This is a genomic window from Pseudomonas sp. GW821-FHT02H06 (assembly GCF_059421525.1).
In genome coordinates this window covers 246,750-268,469 of the sequence record NZ_JBWKVD010000004.1, presented here as the reverse complement: position 1 = coordinate 268,469, position 21,720 = coordinate 246,750, and the positions used below count along the sequence as shown (strand labels likewise).

Below are 21,720 nucleotides of genomic sequence, written 5' to 3'. Positions count from 1 at the left end.
CCGTCCTTCTGGGGCGGCACGCCAGTGATATCAGAAAAGCAATGGCTCTACTGCAGATCGCCGAACCCGGCCAAGCTCCAAAACCTCATCAGCGTCGCCTGGCTGTCGGGATTGACCTCGGCACCACCAATTCGCTGGTGGCTGCCCTGCGCAGCGGCATCAGTGAGCCGCTTCCCGACGCAGGCGGCCAGGTCATCCTGCCGTCTGCCGTTCGCTATCACGCTGAGCGCGTCGAAGTGGGCCAGTCGGCCAAGGACGCTGCGGCGACCGATCCCCTGAACACCATCATTTCCGTCAAACGCCTCATGGGTCGCGGGATCTCCGATGTGAAGCATTTGGGTGGGCAATTGCCCTACCGTTTCACCGGTGGCGAGTCGCATATGCCGTTCATTGAGACGGTGCAGGGCCCGAAGAGCCCGGTTGAAGTGTCGTCTGACATCCTCAAGGTGCTGCGTCAGCGCGCTGAAGAAACACTGGGTGGCGAGCTGGTCGGCGCCGTCATCACCGTTCCCGCTTATTTCGATGACGCTCAGCGTCAGGCCACCAAAGACGCTGCGAAGCTGGCGGGTCTGACCGTCCTGCGCCTGCTCAACGAGCCCACTGCGGCCGCCGTGGCGTATGGCCTGGATCAGAACGCTGAAGGCGTGGTCGCCATTTACGATCTGGGCGGCGGCACATTCGACATCTCGATCCTGCGCCTGACCGGCGGCGTGTTTGAAGTCATGGCCACTGGCGGCGACAGCGCGCTGGGCGGTGATGATTTCGACCACGCCATCGCGACCTGGATCATTGCTGAAGCCGGTCTGTCCGATGACCTCGATCCGGCTGCCCAGCGCCGTTTGATGCAGACGGCGTGCGCGGCGAAAGAATCCCTGACTGGCGCCGATTCGGTTGAAGTCGTCCATGGCGACTGGCAGGGCGTACTGACCCGCGCCGCATTCGACGCCCTTATCGAGCCGATGATCGCCCGCAGCCTCAAAGCGTGCCGTCGTGCCGTTCGCGATTGCGGCATCGAGCTGGATGAAGTCGAAGCCGTGGTCATGGTGGGCGGTTCCACCCGTGTCCCGCGTGTTCGCGAAGCCGTTGCCGAGCTGTTCGGCCGTCAGCCGTTGACCGAGATCGACCCGGATCAGGTAGTCGCCATCGGCGCTGCAATCCAGGCCGATACGCTGGCAGGCAACAAGCGTGATGGCGGCGAGTTGCTGCTGCTCGACGTGATCCCGTTGTCCTTGGGGCTGGAGACCATGGGCGGCCTGATGGAGAAGGTCATTCCGCGCAACACCACGATCCCGGTGGCCCGCGCCCAGGAATTCACCACTTACAAAGACGGCCAGTCGGCCATGATGATCCACGTGCTGCAAGGCGAGCGTGAGCTGATCAGCGACTGCCGTTCACTGGCGCGCTTCGACTTGCGTGGCATTCCCGCGATGGTCGCTGGCGCTGCGAAAATCCGCGTGACATTCCAGGTCGACGCCGATGGCCTGCTCAGTGTGTCCGCCCGCGAGCTGGCCTCGGGCGTGGAATCGAGCATTCAGGTCAAGCCTTCGTATGGCCTGACTGATGGCGAAATCACCCGCATGCTCAAGGATTCGTTCCAGTACGCCAGTGATGACATGGTGGCTCGCGCGCTGCGTGAACAGCAGGTCGACGCTCAGCGTTTGCTCGAGGCCGTCGAAGGCGCGTTGCAGGCTGATGGCGAGCGCTTGCTAGATGCCGAAGAGCGCATGGTCATCGACCTGCAGATGGAAGAACTTCGTGAATTGATGAAGGGCAATGACGGCCCGGCCATCGAGCAGCAGACCAAGCGTCTGTCGCAGGTGACTGATGCGTTCGCCGCCCGCCGCCTGGACTCGACGGTGAAAGCCGCCCTGTCAGGGCGCAACCTGAATGAGATTGAGGAATAACTGATGCCGCAGGTTACATTTCTGCCACACGCCGAGCATTGCCCGGACGGGATGATTGTCGAGGCTGAAGTCGGCAAGTCGATTCTGGAACTCGCCCACGATCACCACATCGAGATCGAAAGCGCGTGCGGCGGCGTCTGCGCCTGCACCACCTGTCACTGCATCATTCGTGTGGGGTTCAACTCCCTCGAGGAAGCGGACGAGCTGGAAGAGGACTATCTTGATCGTGCGTGGGGTCTGGAAGCGCAGTCTCGCCTGGCGTGCCAGGCCAAGGTCGGTACGGAAGACCTGACTGTCGAGATCCCGAAATATTCGCTTAACCACGCTGCCGAAGCGCCGCACTGATCGAGAAGCTGTCATGAGTTACGGTTGGAATGACGTACAACGCATCGCTGAAGAACTCGCCGAGGCTCACCCCGGTATTGACCCGTATTCAGTAGGGTTTACCAAGCTGCAACTGATGATCAAGCAACTGCCGGATTTCGACGACACCTCTGGCCGCGTCGGCGAGAAAGTGCTCGAGGCGGTCCAGACGCTCTGGGCCGACGAAATCGACTGATCAGATTTGCACGTTAGGCAATAACATCAAACCCGCGTATAATTCGCGGGTTTAATTTTTCGCAATAATCACTGCTTCTGGAGTTACACCATGGCTGTTCAACGTACTTTCTCGATCATCAAGCCTGATGCTGTTGCCAAAAACGTCATCGGCGAGATCACCACCCGTTTCGAAAAAGCCGGTCTGCGCGTTGTCGCGTCGAAACTGAAGCAACTGTCCAAAGCCGAAGCAGAAGGTTTCTACGCTGAGCACAGCGCTCGTGGTTTCTTCGGTGATCTGGTTGCATTCATGATCTCCGGCCCGGTTGTCGTGCAGGTTCTGGAAGGCGAAAACGCTATCGCTCTGAACCGCGAACTGATGGGCGCTACCAACCCTAAAGAAGCAGCCGCCGGCACCATCCGTGCTGACTTCGCTGATTCCATCGACGCCAACGCTGTTCACGGCTCCGACTCCGAAGCCGCTGCTGCTCGTGAAATCTCGTACTTCTTCGCTGCTACCGAGATAACCACTCGCTAAGCTATTGCTGCGAGTGAGGGTGAATCCATGACTGAATCAACTGGCAAAATCAACCTGTTGGGTCTGACCCGGCTGGAAATGGAAAAATTCTTCGAGTCTATCGGGGAGAAACGCTTCCGCGCCGGTCAGGTCATGAAGTGGATTCACCACTTTGGCGTCGACAACTTCGACGCCATGACGAACGTCGGCAAGGCCCTGCGCGAAAAGCTGCAGAGCCGTGCCGAAATTCGCGGTCCTGAAGTCGTCAGCGAGGACATCTCCACCGACGGCACCCGCAAATGGGTCGTCCGTGTCGAGTCCGGCAGCTGCGTCGAGACCGTTTACATTCCGCAAGGCAAGCGCGGCACCCTGTGTGTCTCGTCCCAGGCGGGTTGTGCGCTGGATTGCAGTTTCTGCTCCACCGGCAAACAAGGCTTCAACAGCAACCTCACCGCCGCCGAAGTCATCGGTCAGGTGTGGATTGCCAACAAATCTTTCGGCAGTGTCCCGGCTACCGTCGACCGTGCCATCACCAACGTGGTGATGATGGGGATGGGCGAGCCATTGCTGAACTTCGACAATGTCGTTTCCGCCATGCATCTGATGATGGATGACCTGGGGTATGGCATTTCCAAGCGCCGGGTGACGCTGTCCACCTCCGGCGTGGTGCCGATGATCGATGAGCTGTCCAAGCACATCGACGTCTCGCTGGCCCTTTCGCTGCACGCGCCCAATGACGCGCTGCGCAACCAGCTGGTGCCGATCAATAAAAAGTACCCCCTGAAAATGCTCCTCGAGTCCTGCCGCAACTACATGTCTGCGTTGGGCGAAAAGCGTGTGCTGACCATCGAATACACGCTGCTCAAGGACATCAACGACAAGCCTGAGCACGCCATCGAGATGATCGAGCTGCTCAAGGACACGCCCTGCAAGGTCAACCTGATCCCGTTCAATCCGTTTCCGCATTCGGGCTATGAACGCCCCAGCAACAACGCGATCCGTCGTTTTCAGGATCTGCTGCATCAAGCCGGCTTCAACGTCACTGTGCGTACCACGCGCGGTGAAGACATCGATGCTGCCTGCGGCCAGTTGGTCGGGCAGGTCATGGACCGCACCCGTCGCAGCGAGCGCTACATTGCCGTGCGGGAGCTCAGTGCCGATGCCGACGTGGTGCAGGTCGCTTCCGCTCGCAATTGAATGCGAATTTGACTGAGAGGATCTCTATGTCCCTGCGCGTTGCGCTGCTGCTCTGTTTTGCCACGCTGCTGGTCGGTTGTGTGTCCACCGGCAACGTCGATCCGCTGAGTACCAGCAAGGGACGTGACGAGGCTCGTCAAGCTTATGTGCAGTTGGGGTTGGGCTATCTCCAGCAAGGCCAGATGGAACGGGCTAAGGCGCCTCTGAAAAAGGCGCTCGAGCTAAACGGCTCCGATGCGGACGCCAATGCCGCGCTGGCTCTGGTGTTTCAGGCCGAGATGGAACCGGAACTGGCGAACCAGTATTACGAGAAAGCGTTGTCGGCACGTTCCAAAGACGCGCGAATCCTCAACAATTACGGCAGTTTTCTCTACCAGCAAAAGCGTTACAAGGAAGCTTACGAGCGCTTCGAGCAGGCCGCTGAGGATAACCTCTACGCCGAGCGCGCCCGGGTGTTCGAAAACCTCGGCATGACGGCTGTGATGCTCGGCAATCGCGACGCCGCCCGTGAGCATTTCGACAAAGCTCTGCGCCTTGATCGTCAGCAGCCACGCGCGTTGCTGGAAATGGCTGAGTTGTCGTACGAAGACAGGCATTATGTGCCGGCGCGCGATTATTACGAGCGTTTCAGCCAGTTGAGCGAGCAGAATGCGCGAAGCCTCTTGCTCGGCACGCGGCTGGCGAAGGTGTTTGATGATCGCAACAAGGCAGCCAGTTACGGCTTGCTTCTAAAAAGACTCTATCCCGGTACGCCGGAATATCAGCAATACCTGTCGGAGCAATGATGAAAGCGGCGCATCCCGAAGTTGTAGCAGCCACTCGCACGAACCCAGGCGAAACATTGCGACAGGCCCGCGAGAGCAAGAACTGGTCGCTGCCAGATGTGGCGTTGAGGCTCAACCTCACCGTGACTTCCCTGACTCATCTGGAAGCAGGCGATTTCGACAAGCTCCCCGGTCATACCTTCGCCCGCGGCTATGTCCGTGCGTACGCCAAGCTGCTGGACCTTGATCAAGCTGCATTGGTCAGTGCGTTCGATCAGTACACCGGCACCGACGGCAAGGGCAGCAGCGTTCATGCGCTGGGCCGAATCGAAGAGCCGGTGCGCCTGTCCCACAATATCCTGCGCATCGTCAGCCTCTTGCTGCTCATCGCGTTGATCGGCGGCGGCTTCGTGTGGTGGCAGGATCAAGCCACCCTGCGCGGCAAGGAGCCGACCAATCTGGGCATGGAGCACGTCGAAGTCGAAAGCGCCGACGGCACCACCCAGATCCATCCGCTCGACGAGCCGGAAGATCAAGCTGTGGCTCAAGGTCAGACCGCGCTGCCGTTGAATAACGCCGAGCCTGCGTCCGCGCCTGAAGCGCCTGCTTCATCCAGCAGCGCGTCCAGCAGCACGGGCACCGTTGCAGGCGCTGTTGTTCCCCACAGCGCATCTACCACCGCTCCGGTAACGCCTGCGCATGCCGCGTCGACGCCAACCGCGCCGGTCACAACCGTAGCGCCAACGCCTGCGACAACCGCGCCCGTCAACAGCGCCCCGAGCGCAACCGCTGACGCCGCGCCCGTACCGGCAGGTGCCGGCCGCGTGCAGGTTCAGTTTGTGAATGATTGCTGGACCCAGGTCACCGACGGCAATGGCAAAGTGCTGATGAGCGGTCTCAAGAAAAAAGGCGACAGCCTTGACGTCAATGGCAAGCCGCCGCTGACCCTGCGCCTGGGCTTCGCTCGCGGCGCGCAAGTGAGCTACAACGGTCAGCCGGTTGATGTGGCACCTTTCACCAGTGGCGAAACTGCTCGCCTGAAGCTAGGGCAATAAGTCATGCACGGCGAATCTCCGATCAAACGTCGCGAATCTCGTAAAATCTGGGTCGGCTCGGTGCCGGTCGGTGGCGATGCCCCGATCGCAGTGCAGAGCATGACCAACAGCGACACCAATGACGTCGCGGCCACGGTCTCGCAGATCAACCGTCTGGAAGCCGCCGGCGTGGACATCGTCCGCGTCTCGGTGCCGGACATGGACGCGGCCGAGGCCTTTGGCCGTATCAAGCAGTTGGTCAAGGTCCCGCTGGTCGCGGACATCCACTTCGATTATCGAATCGCCCTGCGCGTTGCCGAGCTGGGCGTCGATTGCCTGCGCATCAACCCGGGCAACATCGGCCGCGAAGACCGCGTCCGTGCGGTGGTTGAAGCGGCCCGTGATCGCGGTATTCCGATCCGCATCGGCGTCAACGCCGGTTCGCTGGAAAAAGACCTGCAGAAGAAGTACGGCGAGCCAACGCCGGCGGCTTTGGTCGAGTCCGCGCTGCGTCACGTCGAGCATCTGGACCGTCTGGATTTCCAGGACTTCAAGGTCAGCGTCAAGGCCTCCGATGTGTTTATGGCGGTCGAGGCTTATCGCCTCCTTGCCAAACAAATCATCCAGCCGTTGCACCTGGGTATCACTGAAGCGGGCGGTTTGCGCTCAGGCACAGTGAAATCGGCCGTCGGCCTAGGTATGCTGCTGGCCGAAGGTATCGGCGATACCATTCGGATTTCGCTGGCTGCCGATCCGGTTGAAGAAGTGAAGGTCGGTTACGACATCCTCAAGTCGCTGCGTCTGCGTTCCCGTGGCATCAACTTCATCGCCTGCCCGAGCTGCTCGCGGCAGAACTTCGATGTGGTCAAGACCATGAACGAGCTGGAAGGGCGCCTTGAAGATTTGCTGGTCCCGCTGGATGTTGCGGTGATCGGTTGCGTGGTGAACGGTCCCGGCGAGGCGAAAGAAGCCCACGTCGGTCTGACCGGAGGCACGCCGAACCTGATCTACATCGATGGCAAGCCGGCGCAAAAGCTGACAAATGACAATCTGGTGGAACAGCTTGAACGCTTGATCCGCCAGAGAGCGGCCGAAAAGGTCGAGGCCGACGCAGCGCTGATCGCGCGCGGCTAACCCAGTTTCCAAGGAATATTTGTGAGTAAGTCTCTGCAAGCCATTCGTGGCATGAACGACATCCTGCCGGATCAAACGCCGCTGTGGCGCTACTTCGAAGGCACCGTATCGCGTTTGCTGGATAACTACGGTTATCGCCAGATCCGCATGCCGATCGTCGAGTTCACCGACCTGTTCAAACGCTCCATCGGCGAAGTCACCGACATCGTCGAAAAAGAGATGTACACCTTCGCCGACCGCAATGGCGATTCGTTGACCCTGCGCCCTGAAGGCACAGCGGCCTGCGTGCGTGCGGTCCTCGAGCACGGCATCACCGGCGGCGGTCAGGTGCAGAAGCTTTGGTACATCGGCCCGATGTTCCGCCACGAGCGTCCGCAGAAAGGCCGTTATCGTCAGTTTCACCAGATCGGTGTCGAGGTGTTCAACCTTGATGGTCCGGACATCGACGCCGAGCTGATCGTCCTGACCTGGCGCCTGTGGGGCCTGTTGGGCATCCGCAATGCCGTCAAACTGGAACTCAACAGCCTGGGCACCAGTGAAGCCCGCGGCCGTTATCGTGAAGCGCTGGTCGAGTATCTCTCGGCGCGTCACGAGCAACTGGACGAAGACAGCCAGCGTCGCCTGAAGACCAACCCGCTGCGTGTGCTCGACACCAAAAACCCTGAAACCCAGGCTGTGCTGGTCGATGCACCGAAGCTGGCAGATTACCTGGACGACGAATCCCGGGTTCACTTCGAAGGCCTGAAGGCGCGTCTCGACGCGGCGGGCATTCCGTACGTGATCAACCCGAAGCTGGTTCGCGGCCTGGATTACTACAGTAAAACCGTATTCGAGTGGGTCACTGACCAGCTCGGCGCTCAGGGCACTGTCTGCGCGGGCGGCCGTTACGACGGACTGGTTGAGCAGATGGGCGGCAAACCGACGTCGGGCGTGGGCTTTGCCATGGGCATCGAACGTCTGGTGCTGCTGCTGGAAACCCTTGAGCAGATTCCCGAAGAGATCGCCCGTACGGTCGACGTTTACGTTTGCGCGTTCGGCGAGGCCGCCGAGCTGGCAGCGCTGACGCTGTCCGAGCGCTTGCGCGATCAGGCGCCGAACCTGCGTCTGCAAGTCAATGCCGGGGCCGGCAGCTTCAAGAGCCAGTTCAAGAAGGCCGACAAGAGCGGCGCGCTGTACGCGCTGATCCTGGGTGACGAAGAGCTGGCGCGCAAGGAAGTGGGCGTCAAGCCGCTGCGTGGCCAGGGCGAGCAACAAAATATTGCCTGGGATGCTCTGTCCGAGCACCTGGCCACCTGCATTTCGCAGGGTTGAAGCAGATAAAAGCCGATTTAGCGAATAGGAGTATTGGGGTGTCGAGTACCGATGATGATGAGCTGGTTGCCGTAAAGGACTGGTGGCAGCGTAACGGCAAGCCTCTGGTGACCGGCGGCCTGCTGGCGGTGATCGTGGTGTTGGGCTGGCAAGGCTGGCAGCGCTATCAGAACAACCAGGCGCAAGGTGCTTCGGCGCTGTATCAGCAATTGCTGGAAACCGCACTGACGCCAAGCGGCCAGGCTGACGCAGGCCGTGTGGCCGAGATCGCCGGCAAGCTGAAAAGCGACTTCGGCGGCACCGCGTACGCGCAGTACGGCAGCCTGTTCGTGGCCAAAGTGGCTGTGGACACCGGCAAGCTGGATGACGCTGCGAACGAGCTCAAATCCGTGACCGACAAGCCGGCCAACGCGACCCTGGGTGAAATCGCCCGTCAGCGTCTGGCTCGTGTGCTCGCTGCTCAGAACAAGGCCGAAGACGCGCTGAAGCTGCTCGACGGTCAGGCCGATACTTCGTTCGCGGCCAGCCGAGAAGAGCTGCGCGGTGACCTGCTGGTTCAGCTGGGTCGCACCGATGATGCCTACGCTGCATACAAGAAGGCCAAGGCGGCGCTTTCCGAAGAAGCGGCTGTTGGCGGTCTGCAAATGAAGCTCGACGATCTGGCGAAAGGGGATGCGTGACGTGATTCGTTGGAAACATGCAGCATTGCTGGCTCTGGCCATTCTGGCCGCGGGTTGCAGCAGCAACAGCAAAAAAGAGCTGCCTCCGGCAGAGCTCGTCGACTTCAAACAGGAAGTGACCCTGCAGAAGTTGTGGAGCCGTTCCGTCGGTGACGGTCAGGGCGACATCTACAACATGCTGGTTCCGGCCATCGACGGCGAGAACATCTACGCTGCCGATGCGAACGGTCTGGTCATGGCGATCAATCGCAGCAACGGCGACGTGGTCTGGAAAAAAGAGCTTGAGCAACCGGTCTCCGGCGCCGTCGGCGTAGGTTTCGGTCTGGTCATGCTCGGCACGTTGCGTGGCGAAGTCATCGTTCTCGATGAGGCCACCGGCGAGCAGAAGTGGAAAGCCAAGGCGACCAGCGAAGTGCTGTCCGCTCCGGCCACCAACGGCAGTGTCGTGGTTGCCCAGACTCAGGATGACCGGGTTATCGGTTATGACGCCATCACTGGCGATCAGCGCTGGATCTACGAAAGCAGCCCGGCTGTTCTGACGCTGCGTGGCACCGGTGCGCCGATCGCGACCTCGTCGCTGGCCATCGCAGGCTTGTCCACCGGCAAGGTTGTGGCGCTGGACATCAACAACGGCGTCCCGGCCTGGGAGCAGCGCGTTGCCGTTCCGACAGGTCGTTCCGAGCTGGATCGCGTGGTCGACATCGACGGTGGCTTGCTGCTGTCCGGCAACACGCTGTACGTCGCAACCTACCAGGGTCGTGTAGCCGGTCTGGAACTGCAGAGCGGCCGCGTGCTGTGGCAGCGTGATGCATCGAGCTATTCGGGTGTGGCGCAAGGCTTCGGCAGCGTCTACGTCTCGCTGGCCAACGGCACCGTGGAAGGCATCGATGAGCGCTCTTCCACCGGTCTGTGGAGCAACGACTCGCTGGCCCGTCGCCAACTCGGCGCGCCGGAAGTGTTCTCCAGCTACGTCGCGGTCGGTGACATGGAAGGTTATCTGCACCTGCTGAGCCAGGTCGATGGCCATTTCGTCGCCCGTGAAAAGATTGACAGCGATGGCTTGCGTGCACGCCCGCTGGTCTCCGGCAGCACCATTTACGTCTTTGGCAACAGCGGCAAGCTGGAAGCGCTGACGACCAAGTAGTGGCTGCCTATGCTTGAGGAGGTCGTTTTTCGGCTTCCCCAGGCGGCCCCGGTTTAATGGGGCCTGCGACGCTTCGGTGTCGCTCCGAACTCCGGCCGCTGCCTTGCAGCGGCTTTTGTATTTTCTGAAATAACGAAGTGGAGAGCCGCATGGTTCCCGTAATCGCCCTGGTGGGTCGACCGAACGTCGGCAAGTCCACCTTGTTCAACCGCCTGACCAGGACTCGCGACGCCATCGTCGGCGACTTGTCCGGTCTGACCCGTGATCGCCAATACGGTGAGGCCAAGTGGCAAGGGCGCTCCTACATCCTGATCGACACCGGCGGTATCTCCGGTGATGAACACGGCATGGACGAAAAGATGGCCGAGCAGTCGCTGCTGGCCATCGAAGAAGCCGATGTCGTGTTGTTCCTCGTTGACGCCAAAGCAGGCTTTACTGCCGCCGACCAGATGATTGGCGAGCACCTGCGCAAGCGCAACAAGACCTCTTACGTCGTTGCCAACAAGGTCGACAACATCGACCCTGACATGGCCCGCGCGGAGTTTGCACCGCTGGGTATGGGTGACGCGATTCCGGTTGCCGGCGCTCACGGACGTGGCATCACTCAGATGCTCGAAATCGCCCTGCGCGACTTCCCGAAAGACGCTGACGAAGTCGAAGAAGGCGAAGAAGAGGAAGTCGTCGCTGAGGGTCAGGAAGCCAAGCGCATTCCCGGCCCGAGCGAGAAGGATGGCATCAAGATCGCCATCATCGGTCGTCCCAACGTCGGTAAATCGACGCTGGTCAATCGCATGCTCGGTGAAGACCGCGTTATCGTCTACGACGAGCCCGGCACCACCCGCGACAGCATTTACATCCCGTTCGAACGCAACGAAGAAAAGTACACGCTGATCGACACCGCCGGTGTGCGCAAGCGCGGCAAGATCCACGAAGAAGTCGAAAAGTTCTCCGTGGTCAAAACCCTGCAGGCGATCAAAGACGCCAACGTGGTGATCTTCGTGATGGACGCCCGCGAAGGCGTTGTCGACCACGACCTCAACCTGCTGGGCTTTGCCCTTGAATCCGGTCGGGCCTTGGTCATCGCACTGAACAAGTGGGATGGAATGGTGCCGAGCGAGCGCGACTACGTGAAGGTCGAGCTGGAGCGTCGGTTGTTCTTCGTCGACTTCGCCGACATCCACTTCATCTCGGCGCTGCATGGCACGGGCGTGGGTAACCTGTATCAGTCGGTGCAGAACTCGTTCAAATCCGCTGTGACCCGTTGGCCGACCAGCCGCCTGACCCAGATTCTCGAAGACGCGGTCAGCGAGCACGCACCGCCAATGGTGGGCAGCCGCCGCATCAAGCTGCGTTATGCCCACTTGGGTGGCGCGAACCCGCCGTTGATCGTGATCCACGGTAACCAGGTCGAAAAAGTGCCGAAGTCGTACGTCCGGTACCTTGAGAACACCTATCGCCGTGTGCTCAAGCTGGTCGGTACGCCTATCCGCATCGAGTTCAAGGGCGGCGAAAACCCGTACGAAGGCAACAAGAACACGCTGACCGACCGCCAGGTCAACAAGAAGCGTCGGATGATGTCGCACCACAAGAAAGCCGACAAGAAGCGCCGCGACAAGCGCTGATCGTGTAACGGTCTTTCTCGGAAAAGGCGCCAGCGGCGCCTTTTTTTGTGCGCGACATCTGGGCTATCCTGCGAGTCCCCGAGCCCTTCAGGTGTCGGGAGTGGAGCAGGAAAACCCCCATGATCACCAGCAAACTGCCGAACGTTGGCACCACCATTTTTACTGTGATGTCTCAGCTTGCCGCCGAAACCGGGGCGATCAATCTGTCTCAGGGTTTTCCCGATTTCGATGGGCCTGACGCACTGCGTGAAGCCCTCTGCCGCCGCGTCATGGACGGCAACAACCAATACGCGCCGATGGCCGGCCTGCCTGCGTTGCGCGAGCAAGTCGCGGCCAAGATCGCTCGCTGCTACGGCCGTCAGGTCGGCATCGACAGCGAAATCACCATCACGCCCGGCGCCACCCATGCCATCTTCTGCGCGATCCAGACCGTTGTGAGCGCCGGCGATGAAGTGATCGTCTTCGACCCGTGCTACGACAGTTATGCGCCGTCGGTGGAACTGGCCGGCGGGCGCACCGTGCATGTGCAGCTCAAAGACGGCGACTTCGCCATCGACTGGGAAAAGCTCGGCGCGGCGTTGAGCCCTCGCACCCGGATGATCGTCATCAACACGCCGCACAATCCCAGCGGCGCGCTGATCACCCGCGACGAACTGGATCGCCTGGCGGCATTGATCCGTGACCGGGACATTTACGTGCTCAGCGACGAGGTCTACGAGCATCTGGTGTTCGATGGCCTGCAACACGCCAGCGTGCTGGCCCATGACGAACTGTATCAGCGCGCGTTTGTGGTCAGTTCGTTCGGCAAGACCTACCACGTCACCGGCTGGAAAACCGGCTACCTCGTTGCGCCGCCTGCACTGACCGCCGAAGCACGGAAGATCCATCAGTTCGTCGCATTCTGTGGCGTCACGCCGTTGCAGTGGGCGTTGGCCGATTTCATGGCGGCGCATCCCGAGCACGTCGACGAACTGCCGGCGTTCTATCAGGCCAAACGCGACTATTTCTGCGATCGCCTGGAAGCCTCGCGTTTCACCTTCACGCGCGCCAGCGGCACGTACTTTCAGCTCGTTGATTATTCGCAGATCCGTCCGGACCTCAACGACGTCGACATGTCGCTGTGGATGACCCGCGAGCACGGCGTGGCGAGCATTCCCATTTCGGTTTTCTATCAGAATCCGCCCGAAGGCCAGCGCCTGATCCGGCTGTGCTTTCCCAAGCGCGAGGAGACGCTGCGTCTGGCAGCGGAAAAACTATGCGCGATCTGACCACGTTGCCCAACTTGAATATCGCGCTGGTTCAGACCACGCTGGTCTGGCACGACGCCCCGGCGAACCATGCGCATTTTGAAGAACTGCTGGCCCAGGCCAGGGGCGCAGATCTGGTGATCCTGCCGGAGATGTTCACCACCGGGTTTTCCATGGAATCCGAGACGCTGGCCGAGCCCGAAGACGGCCCGACCGCTCAGTGGATACTGGCCCAGGCCAGGCAACTGAATGCGGTGGTGACCGGCAGCGTGATCATTCGCGCCGCGGACGGCAGCCATCGCAACCGCCTGCTGTGGGCGCGGCCGGACGGCGAGCTGCTGCATTACGACAAGCGCCATCTGTTCAGAATGGCCGGCGAGCACGAGCACTACAGCCCGGGCGAGCGTCAGGTGCAGTTCGAACTCAACGGCTGGCGAATTCGTCCGCTGATCTGCTACGACCTGCGTTTTCCGGTGTGGAGCCGTGATGCCCACAACACAGATCTGTTGCTCTATACCGCCAACTGGCCGGGCGCGCGCCGTCTGCACTGGAACCGTCTGCTGCCGGCGCGGGCGATCGAGAACTTGTGTTACGTCGCTGCGGTGAATCGCGTGGGAATCGATGGCAAGGGCTTTGCCTACACCGGCGACAGTCAGGTGCTGGATTTCCAGGGCGAGAGCCTGCTCAACATCGGCGAGGCGGATGGCGTGTTCCAGGTCAGCCTGTCAGCGCAGAGTCTGGCGGCGTACCGCGAGAAATTCCCGGCCTGTCTCGACGCTGATACATTCGAGATACAGTAACGTCATAGAGTTAACGGACGGGTGGTCGATAGCGGTTGTACCCAGACAGGAGATCGGTATGACAACCATCAGCACATCCTCATTGAGTTCGTATTCCACCAGTTTCACCGTTGCGGTCAAAAAAGACCCCACAACAACGGCGGCTGACAGCGACGCCTCCACCACCACAGATGCCACGTCGGCGTCTGCATCGACCACAGCCACAGCCACAGCGGCAGGTGGCGCTGGCGGTGCTGGCGGTGCGGGTGGGGCATCTGATTCTTCCAGCACTAGCGAGCAGGCCATCGCGAAGCTGGAAGAGCAGATCAAGGAAACCCAGAAGCGCTTGCAGGAACAGCAACAGCAACTCGCTGCCGCCCAGGCCAGCTCTGGCACCGACGAGGAGAAGTCGGCGCGGGTGATGGCCATTCAGGGACAGATCTCGTCGACGACCGCCAGCCTGTCGACGGAACAGGCGGCACTCTTGCAACTGCAGAAGTCCGGCAGCATTAACACCACCGCCTGATTCACTGATTCATAGACAAAACCGCTCCATGACCCCGGTCGTGGGGCGTTTTTGCGTCTGCAATAAATTGGACTTCAGATGCTTGTACGCTGGCCGATACAAAGTGCACCTCATAAGGAGTTCATCATGACCACCATCAACACCAGTTCGTTGGGTGCTTACTCCAGCGTGTTCACGGCCGCCGTCAAAACCGACGACTCCACCAAGAGCGATGCCAAGACCGCCAGCGTCGAGCTGCGTGGCAATGTGTATGGCGACTCCAAGGCGGCAGGCGCCAGTGAGTCAGCCGAATCGCCGAGCATGAAGGAGGAGATGATCAAACAGTTGCAGGAGCAGATTGAGCAAACCCAGAAAATGCTCCAGCAGCAGCAAGCTCAGTTAGCCGCTGTCCAGGCCAGCAAGACGCCCGATGAGTTGAAGGCCACGCAGGTCATGGCGATTCAGCAGCAGATTTCCGGGACCATGGCTCAGTTGGGCGCACTGCAGGCGTCGCTGTTGAACTTGATGAAAGTCAAAGTCGACACCACGGCCTGATTATCCAGCGCTCAAACAAAAGGCCCGGAAGTTTGCACTTCAGGGCCTTTTTAATAGGGCGCAGCTTTCTATCCCGAAGCGTTAAGCCGCTTTCGTCGCGTCAGCCTGGAGCAGCCCACGATTGAGGGCGCTGAACAGTGCCTTGAAGCTGGCCGTGGTGATGTTCTCGTCGATGCCAACGCCGTGTACCGCGCGATCGCCATCCACACGCAGCTCGATGTAGGCAGCGGCTTTGGCCGTGGTGCCCGCGCCGATGGCGTGTTCGTTGTAGTCCATGATCTCGGCCGACACCGGGAGGCCGGCCACCAACGCTTCCAGTGCGCCGTTGCCGGTGCCTTTCCAGCGCAGATTGCTCTCGCTGTCGCCCATGCCGGTCACGACTACTTCAACAGCGCTGTTGCCGTTCTCTTCCTGCAAGCGATGGCTGACCAGTGCATACGGCTTGTTGGCCTGCAGGTATTCACGCTTGAACAGCGAGTAGATCTGCTGCGCGGTCATCTCCAGGCCAAGACGATCGGTCTCGCCCTGAACCACCTGGCTGAACTCGATCTGCATGCGACGCGGCAGGGAGATGCCATATTCCTGTTCCAGCAGGTAAGTAATCCCGCCTTTGCCGGACTGGCTGTTGACGCGGATGACCGCCTCGTAGCTGCGGCCGATGTCGGCTGGATCGATTGGCAGGTACGGCACTTCCCACAGCGTGCCTTCCTTCTGCTGAGTGAAGCCCTTGCGGATCGCGTCCTGGTGAGAGCCGGAAAACGCAGTGTGTACCAGGTCGCCGACGTACGGGTGACGCGGGTGCACCGGAATCTGGTTGCACTCCTCAACCACCTTGCGCACGCCGTCGATGTCCGAGAAGTCCAGTTGCGGATTCAGGCCCTGGGTGTACATGTTCAGCGCGACGGTCACGAGGTCGACGTTGCCGGTGCGCTCGCCGTTGCCGAACAGGCAGCCTTCAACCCGATCCGCACCGGCCATCAGGCCCAGTTCGGTCGCCGCGACGCCGGTGCCACGGTCGTTGTGGGTGTGCAGGCTGATGATCACGCTGTCACGACGGGAAATGTTGCGGCAGAACCATTCGATCTGGTCGGCGTAAATGTTCGGGGTGGCGACTTCGACGGTGGCTGGCAGATTGAGGATCACCTTGTTCTGCGGCGTCGCGTTCCACACTTCGATGACGGCGTCGCAGACTTCCTTGGCGAACTCCAGCTCGGTGGCGCTGAACGTCTCAGGCGAGTACTCGAACTGCCATTGGGTTTCTGGCTGCAGGGCGGCGTATTTGACGAACAGCTGAGCAGCATTCACGGCGATGGCTTTCACGCCCGCTTTGTCCTGGTTGAAGACGATGCGGCGGAAGGACGGGCAGGTGGCGTTGTAAAGATGGACGATGGCTTTTTTCGCACCGCGCAGGGACTCGAACGTCCGCGCGATCAGGTCTTCGCGGGCCTGAGTCAGCACCTGAATGGTGGTGTCGTCCGGGATATGGCCGTCTTCGATGAGCGTGCGCACGAAGTCGAAATCGGTTTGCGAGGCGGAAGGGAAGGAGGCTTCGATTTCCTTCACGCCGACTTGAACGAGGGTCTTCCAGAAACGCAGCTTTTTGACCGCATCCATGGGCTCGATCAGCGACTGGTTACCGTCACGCAAGTCGGAACTGCACCAGATCGGCGCCGCAGTGATGGTCTTGGAAGGCCAGGTGCGATCAGGCAGGTCGATGACAGGAAAGGCGCGGTACTTGGTCGAGGGATCTTTGAGCATGGTCATGTGAATAATCCTTGTTGTACTCAGGGCCGAAAGAAGGCGGCCAGCCGGTTGATGCGAGAGTAGCACTGCGGGTAAGCGTCGAGGCACCGCGTTCAGCTTTGCAGTCGTGCACTGACGAGGCAGAGGCAGCGATGTTGACGCATCAGAATGAGGGTGTGAGAGGTTTTCATGTCGCCAAACGTAACCAATGGGGTGAAAGGTGGCAAGCAGTCGGCGAAAATTGAGAGAAGTGACCGGTAAAGACTCGAGATCCAGTTTTTATTGCTGGATTCTAAGGCTCTGCGCGATTTAATTGCCCTGTCAATCGGGTGTGCGCAACATTGCGGTCGCTGATTTTGAACACGTCCAAGCGGCAAACTTGTTACCTGTGGGAGTGAGCTTGCTCACGAAGACGGTGTTCCAACCCCTGGAGGTCTGGCGGATCTACCGACCTCTTCGTGAGCAAGCTCACTCCCACATAAACGTGTTCGCCGCATGATCGTGCGGCCCCCCACAGCGCCATTACCCCCGATCAAGCGCTACGGCTGAAACGCATTCATGAAAATCGCCGGATCTACCCGCGCGTCATTCAGGCTGACGTTCCAGTGCATGTGCGGCCCCGTTGCGCGACCGGTCGAACCGACGCGCCCGACCACACCACCGCGCGGAACGGCATCGCCAACCTTCACGTCGATCTTCGACATATGGCAGAACATGCTGATAAAGCCCTGACCGTGATCGACGAACACTGTGTTGCCGTTAAAGAAGTAGTTGCCGATCAGAATCACTTTGCCGGCCGCTGGCGATTTGATAGGCGTGCCCGCAGGGACCGCGAAGTCCAGTCCGGCGTGAGGGTTGCGCTCCTCGCCGTTGAAGAAGCGCCGCACGCCGAATTTGCTGGAGAGCGGCCCGTCCACCGGCTTGTCCAACAGAAGGTTGCTCGGCGTCACGGGACTGAACGTACGGTAAGCGCGGACCTGCACGTCGAGTTCTTGCTCAATGCGCTTGAGGTCGTCCGGGTTCGGATTGACCTGACGCTGATTCTTGAGGGTGATCCGCTGCTCCGGGTACTTCTTGTCGCCCACCACGAAAGGCAAGTTGCGGCCGCCGCTGCTGACTTGCTGCGAGGTGCCCGGCTTGACGGTCAACGGGATGCCGACGATGGCCAGCCAGCGCGCGTCCTGATCCTTGACCACCAGCACCGGTTTGCCCTGCCACGTGGCTTTGGGCGCTTGCGGGGCAGGGCCGAGATCGACCACCGCCACGCCGCCGGGCACGGGCTTGTTGAGCAGGCGGGAAATGTAGCTGTCAGCGTAGGCGGGCAGGGCAGCACACATGACCAATGCAGCAGTTGCCAACGAACGGGTTAGAAAGGAAGGCATTGATCAATCCAGAAGTGAAAGGGTGACAGGCGTCAGATGATTGTCTTCGACGCGCACTTGCAGCTCGCCGTCCGCCAGCTTCGCTGTCAGGCGCTGACCCTGATGCGTCTGCTCGGCAGCGCGAACGGCCCTGCCGCGTTCATCCAGCAAAATACTGTAACCACGGCCAAGGGTCGCCAGCGGGCTGACCACGTTGAGCGTCTGCACCTGACTTTGCAGCTGCAAGCGACGGCTCTTGAGGCTCTCCTTGATCGCACGGGGCAGCCGCTCGGCCAATACCGCCAGGCGCTGCCGCAGAAACATCAGCGTGCGTCCCGGATGTTGCGCGGCCAGGCGACTTTCCAGATGGCTCATGCGCACCTGGCGCTTGTGCATCTGCTGCTCGAAGGCCCGGCGCAGGCGCATGTCCAGATCGTCGAGGCGCTGGGCGCGCTGGCGTAACCGTTCACCGGGGTGACGCAAGCGGCGGGAAATCCCGTCCAGACGCAATTGCTCGCGCATCAACCGGTCCTGCATGCGGCTGATCAGTCGGCGCTCGAGGCTGTCGACCCGACGGTGCAGATCGCTTGAATCCGGCGCCAGCAGTTCAGCGGCGGCGGAGGGCGTCGGCGCGCGCACGTCGGCGACGAAGTCACTGATCGACACATCCGTCTCATGCCCGACTGCGCTGACGATCGGCGTCACGCACGCATCAATGGCGCGGGCGACGGCTTCTTCGTTGAAGCACCACAGGTCCTCCAGCGAGCCGCCGCCCCGGGCGAGGATCAACGCATCAAAGCCGCGGCCGTCGGCGAGCTTCAACGCGCGCACGATCTGGCCAATGGCTTCGCGGCCCTGCACGGCGGTTGGGATCAGGGTGAGTTCGACCTGGGGCGCGCGACGGCGAAACACGCTGATGATGTCGCGAATCACCGCACCGGTCGGGGAACTGATGATGCCGATGCGCTTGGGGTGCAGCGGCAGGGCGACCTTGCGCTCGGCGCTGAACATCCCCTCGGCGCTCAGCTTCTCCTTCAGCGCATCGAAGGCCAGACGCAGCGCGCCATCGCCCGCAGGCTCGACGGTGTCGAGAATCAGCTGATAGTCGCCGCGACCTTCAAACAGGGAGACCTTGCCGCGTACCTTGACCGCCAGGCCGTCCTTCAACGCCTGACGTACCCGCGCCGCGTTGCTGCGAAACAACGCGCAACGCACCTGGGCGCCGGAGTCCTTCAGCGTGAAGTAAACGTGCCCTGAGGCGGGACGCGAGAGGTTGGAAATCTCGCCCTCGACCCAGATGCTGGAAAACACATCCTCCAGCAGCACGCGTGCGCGGCCGTTGAGCTGGCTGACAGTGAGGACGTCCCGGTCAAGGCCGAGTCTTGCGAAGGGGTCTTTGATCATGGCGGCATCATAAAGGCATTGGGGCACGGGTCACCAGATGAGATCGCCGACGGCGTGCGACCCCACGGCCGTACTTGACGTCACCGACAGCGCGATTAAGCTGCCGCCCCCGATTACTCGTCAGACAGGCCCTTCATGGACACCCAAAGCATCATCGTCCCGCAAATCTCCAGCTTTCCTGCGCACGAAGCGAAGGCGCGGGCGATCCTGCGCTGGCTGGTGAAGCTGAACGTCGTCGAAGAATCACTGACCACCTGCGGCCGCAGCTTCAATCGCATGGCTTACGCGATTGCGCCCGGCGCGCGACGCTTCGTTGAAAACCCTGACGCCTTGCCGTTCGGTCAGCCGGTCAACGGTCTGGAAATCGTCCTCAAGCGCTGCATCTATACGCCGCAGCAGGGCTTCAAGGAGGAGGCCGGTTGCCCTGAATGCCGGCGCGAGATCGGCGAAGCCCTGTTCGACAGTCTGGAAGACTGGATGCCGGGCCACACCGACAACTTCATGTGCCCCGAATGCCGTCATGAAGATGACATCAACGGATTCCTGTTTCTGGAGCCGTGCGGGTTCTCGAATCTGGGATTCATATTCAATAACTGGCTGGACGCCGGCTTTAAAAGCAGCTTTATCGAGGCGTTTGCCGAGCGCATGGACCGCCCGGTGTCCCATGTCAAAGTCAGGATGTAGATCTTCGCCGCTGTCATTGGGCGCATTAATCCGGTTCATTAGTAAATAGCCTGATCTTTACATTGAGATACTGCAGGTGTCTGGGTACAATGGCGCGCTTCCATTTTCCCGCTCGGGAGCCCAGCGATGCTGCGTATCAGCCAAGAAGCCCTTACATTCGACGACATTCTCCTTGTGCCCGGTTATTCCGAGGTGCTTCCCAACGAAGTCAGTCTGAAAACACGATTGACCCGTGGCATCGAACTCAACATCCCCCTCGTTTCCGCCGCTATGGACACCGTCACTGAAGCCCGTCTGGCGATCGCCATGGCTCAGGAAGGCGGCATCGGCATCATCCACAAGAACATGACCGTCGAGCAGCAAGCTGCCGAAGTGCGCAAGGTCAAGAAGTTCGAAGCGGGTGTGGTCAAGGATCCGATCACCATCGAAGCCGACGCCACCGTTCGCGACCTGTTCGAACTGACCCGTCAACACAACATCTCCGGCGTTCCGGTCCTGCATGACGGCGAGCTCGTCGGCATCGTGACCTCCCGCGACGTCCGCTTTGAAACCCGCCTCGATATCCCTGTCCGCGAAGTGATGACGCCGAAAGAGCGTCTGGTCACCGTCCGTGAAGGCGCCGACAAGTACGAAGTGCGCGATCTGCTGCACAAGCACCGTCTGGAAAAAGTCCTGATCGTCGACGACAAGTTCGCGCTCAAGGGCATGATGACCGTCAAGGACATCGAGAAATCCAAAGCCTGGCCTCTGGCGAGCAAGGACGACCAGGGTCGTCTGCGTGTCGGCGCTGCAGTCGGTACCGGTAAAGACACCGGCGAACGCGTCAGCGCACTGGTTGCTGCGGGCGTGGACGTCATCGTTGTCGATACCGCACATGGCCACTCCAAAGGCGTGATCGACCGCGTTCGCTGGGTCAAACAGAACTTCCCTGACGTGCAAGTCATCGGCGGCAACATCGCCACCGGCGCCGCTGCACGCGCACTTGTTGAAGCAGGCGCTGACGGCGTCAAGGTCGGCATCGGTCCTGGCTCCATCTGCACCACCCGTATCGTCGCTGGCGTGGGCGTCCCGCAGATCAGCGCCATTGCCAACGTGGCTTCGGCACTGGAAGGGACAGACGTTCCGCTGATCGCCGACGGCGGCATCCGTTTCTCGGGTGACCTGTCCAAGGCCATCGTTGCCGGTGCGTACTGCGTGATGATGGGTTCGATGTTTGCCGGTACCGAAGAAGCACCGGGCGAGATCGAGCTGTTCCAGGGTCGTTCGTACAAGGCGTATCGCGGCATGGGTTCGCTGGGCGCAATGTCCCAGGCCCAGGGCTCGTCGGACCGCTACTTCCAGGACTCATCCGATGGCGCGGAAAAACTCGTACCGGAAGGTATCGAAGGCCGCGTTGCGTACAAGGGTTCGCTGACTGCCATCGTTCACCAGTTGATGGGCGGCCTGCGCTCGTCGATGGGTTACACCGGCAGCGCCGACATCCACGAAATGCGCACCAAGCCTGAGTTCGTGCGCATCACCGGTGCCGGCATGGCCGAGTCTCACGTTCACGACGTGCAGATCACCAAGGAAGCGCCGAACTACCGGGTAGGTTGATC

Annotated in this window: 21 protein-coding genes; 18 read left to right on the top strand and 3 right to left on the bottom strand. The window is 60.7% G+C overall.

Going from position 1 to position 21,720, the window contains the following annotated elements; all coding sequences use genetic code 11:
• Positions 1 to 41 precede the first annotated feature (41 nt).
• The 16 genes from hscA (at position 42) to AC07VF_RS09455 (ending at position 14,930) form a co-directional block, all read left to right on the top strand.
• Positions 42 to 1,904, top strand: a complete 1,863-nt coding sequence (hscA, locus tag AC07VF_RS09530; RefSeq protein ID WP_495007897.1) for a Fe-S protein assembly chaperone HscA — start codon at positions 42 to 44, stop codon at positions 1,902 to 1,904.
• A gap of 3 nt (positions 1,905 to 1,907) precedes the next feature.
• Positions 1,908 to 2,249, top strand: coding sequence for an ISC system 2Fe-2S type ferredoxin (fdx, locus tag AC07VF_RS09525; protein WP_495007896.1), 342 nt, complete (start codon positions 1,908 to 1,910; stop codon positions 2,247 to 2,249).
• Between the two features lie 13 nt (positions 2,250 to 2,262).
• Positions 2,263 to 2,463: a Fe-S cluster assembly protein IscX gene (gene iscX, locus AC07VF_RS09520; RefSeq protein WP_495007895.1), complete on the top strand. Its 201-nt coding sequence runs from the start codon at positions 2,263 to 2,265 to the stop codon at positions 2,461 to 2,463.
• A 90-nt stretch (positions 2,464 to 2,553) separates the two neighbouring features.
• The gene (gene ndk / locus AC07VF_RS09515; RefSeq protein WP_495007894.1) at positions 2,554 to 2,979 is read left to right on the top strand and encodes a nucleoside-diphosphate kinase; all 426 of its coding nucleotides are present in this window, start codon (positions 2,554 to 2,556) and stop codon (positions 2,977 to 2,979) included.
• Positions 2,980 to 3,006: 27 nt separating this feature from the next.
• Positions 3,007 to 4,155, top strand: a complete 1,149-nt coding sequence (rlmN, locus tag AC07VF_RS09510; RefSeq protein ID WP_133776200.1) for a dual-specificity RNA methyltransferase RlmN — start codon at positions 3,007 to 3,009, stop codon at positions 4,153 to 4,155.
• 26 nt (positions 4,156 to 4,181) lie between these two features.
• Positions 4,182 to 4,940, top strand: a complete 759-nt coding sequence (gene pilW / locus AC07VF_RS09505) for a type IV pilus biogenesis/stability protein PilW (protein ID WP_192170741.1) — start codon at positions 4,182 to 4,184, stop codon at positions 4,938 to 4,940.
• Positions 4,940 to 5,974: a RodZ domain-containing protein gene (locus tag AC07VF_RS09500; RefSeq protein WP_495007893.1), complete on the top strand. Its 1,035-nt coding sequence runs from the start codon at positions 4,940 to 4,942 to the stop codon at positions 5,972 to 5,974. The genes pilW and AC07VF_RS09500 overlap by 1 nt, the downstream gene beginning before the upstream one ends.
• 3 nt (positions 5,975 to 5,977) lie before the next feature.
• The gene (ispG, locus tag AC07VF_RS09495) at positions 5,978 to 7,087 is read left to right on the top strand and encodes a flavodoxin-dependent (E)-4-hydroxy-3-methylbut-2-enyl-diphosphate synthase (RefSeq protein ID WP_423571734.1); all 1,110 of its coding nucleotides are present in this window, start codon (positions 5,978 to 5,980) and stop codon (positions 7,085 to 7,087) included.
• A gap of 21 nt (positions 7,088 to 7,108) precedes the next feature.
• The gene (gene hisS / locus AC07VF_RS09490) at positions 7,109 to 8,398 is read left to right on the top strand and encodes a histidine--tRNA ligase (protein ID WP_495007892.1); all 1,290 of its coding nucleotides are present in this window, start codon (positions 7,109 to 7,111) and stop codon (positions 8,396 to 8,398) included.
• 38 nt (positions 8,399 to 8,436) lie between these two features.
• Positions 8,437 to 9,078 carry a tetratricopeptide repeat protein gene (locus tag AC07VF_RS09485; protein ID WP_192170744.1) on the top strand — a complete coding sequence of 214 codons (642 nt, stop codon included), beginning with the start codon at positions 8,437 to 8,439 and terminating at the stop codon, positions 9,076 to 9,078.
• A complete protein-coding gene (gene bamB, locus AC07VF_RS09480) occupies positions 9,071 to 10,222 on the top strand; it encodes an outer membrane protein assembly factor BamB (protein WP_495007891.1) in 1,152 nt (383 codons plus the stop codon). Before AC07VF_RS09485 ends, bamB begins: the two co-directional genes overlap by 8 nt.
• 149 nt (positions 10,223 to 10,371) lie before the next feature.
• Positions 10,372 to 11,844 carry a ribosome biogenesis GTPase Der gene (der, locus tag AC07VF_RS09475; RefSeq protein ID WP_065990003.1) on the top strand — a complete coding sequence of 491 codons (1,473 nt, stop codon included), beginning with the start codon at positions 10,372 to 10,374 and terminating at the stop codon, positions 11,842 to 11,844.
• A 119-nt stretch (positions 11,845 to 11,963) separates the two neighbouring features.
• Complete coding sequence (locus AC07VF_RS09470) at positions 11,964 to 13,112, top strand: pyridoxal phosphate-dependent aminotransferase (protein ID WP_369318867.1); 1,149 nt, start codon at positions 11,964 to 11,966, stop codon at positions 13,110 to 13,112.
• Positions 13,100 to 13,891: an amidohydrolase gene (locus tag AC07VF_RS09465; protein ID WP_192170746.1), complete on the top strand. Its 792-nt coding sequence runs from the start codon at positions 13,100 to 13,102 to the stop codon at positions 13,889 to 13,891. The genes AC07VF_RS09470 and AC07VF_RS09465 overlap by 13 nt, the downstream gene beginning before the upstream one ends.
• 58 nt (positions 13,892 to 13,949) lie before the next feature.
• On the top strand, positions 13,950 to 14,396 hold the full coding sequence (locus AC07VF_RS09460) for a hypothetical protein (protein ID WP_495007890.1): 447 nt from the start codon (positions 13,950 to 13,952) through the stop codon (positions 14,394 to 14,396).
• Between the two features lie 126 nt (positions 14,397 to 14,522).
• A complete protein-coding gene (locus AC07VF_RS09455) occupies positions 14,523 to 14,930 on the top strand; it encodes a hypothetical protein (RefSeq protein ID WP_282370287.1) in 408 nt (135 codons plus the stop codon).
• A gap of 81 nt (positions 14,931 to 15,011) precedes the next feature.
• Here AC07VF_RS09455 and leuA read toward each other — a convergent pair whose 3' ends face one another.
• The 3 genes from leuA to xseA all read right to left on the bottom strand — a co-directional run bounded on the left by leuA (position 15,012) and on the right by xseA (position 19,438).
• A complete protein-coding gene (leuA, locus tag AC07VF_RS09450) occupies positions 15,012 to 16,694 on the bottom strand; it encodes a 2-isopropylmalate synthase (RefSeq protein WP_192170749.1) in 1,683 nt (560 codons plus the stop codon).
• A gap of 518 nt (positions 16,695 to 17,212) precedes the next feature.
• On the bottom strand, positions 17,213 to 18,010 hold the full coding sequence (locus tag AC07VF_RS09445; RefSeq protein ID WP_495007959.1) for a peptidoglycan DD-metalloendopeptidase family protein: 798 nt from the start codon (positions 18,008 to 18,010) through the stop codon (positions 17,213 to 17,215).
• A 48-nt stretch (positions 18,011 to 18,058) separates the two neighbouring features.
• Positions 18,059 to 19,438, bottom strand: a complete 1,380-nt coding sequence (gene xseA, locus AC07VF_RS09440; protein ID WP_495007889.1) for an exodeoxyribonuclease VII large subunit — start codon at positions 19,436 to 19,438, stop codon at positions 18,059 to 18,061.
• Between the two features lie 135 nt (positions 19,439 to 19,573).
• On the opposite strand from xseA, the gene AC07VF_RS09435 reads away from it, so the two are divergent.
• Together AC07VF_RS09435 and guaB are read left to right on the top strand one after the other, a co-directional pair.
• Complete coding sequence (locus AC07VF_RS09435; RefSeq protein WP_172610854.1) at positions 19,574 to 20,122, top strand: sugar ABC transporter ATPase; 549 nt, start codon at positions 19,574 to 19,576, stop codon at positions 20,120 to 20,122.
• Between the two features lie 126 nt (positions 20,123 to 20,248).
• Positions 20,249 to 21,718 carry an IMP dehydrogenase gene (gene guaB, locus AC07VF_RS09430; RefSeq protein WP_172610855.1) on the top strand — a complete coding sequence of 490 codons (1,470 nt, stop codon included), beginning with the start codon at positions 20,249 to 20,251 and terminating at the stop codon, positions 21,716 to 21,718.
• Positions 21,719 to 21,720 lie beyond the last annotated feature (2 nt).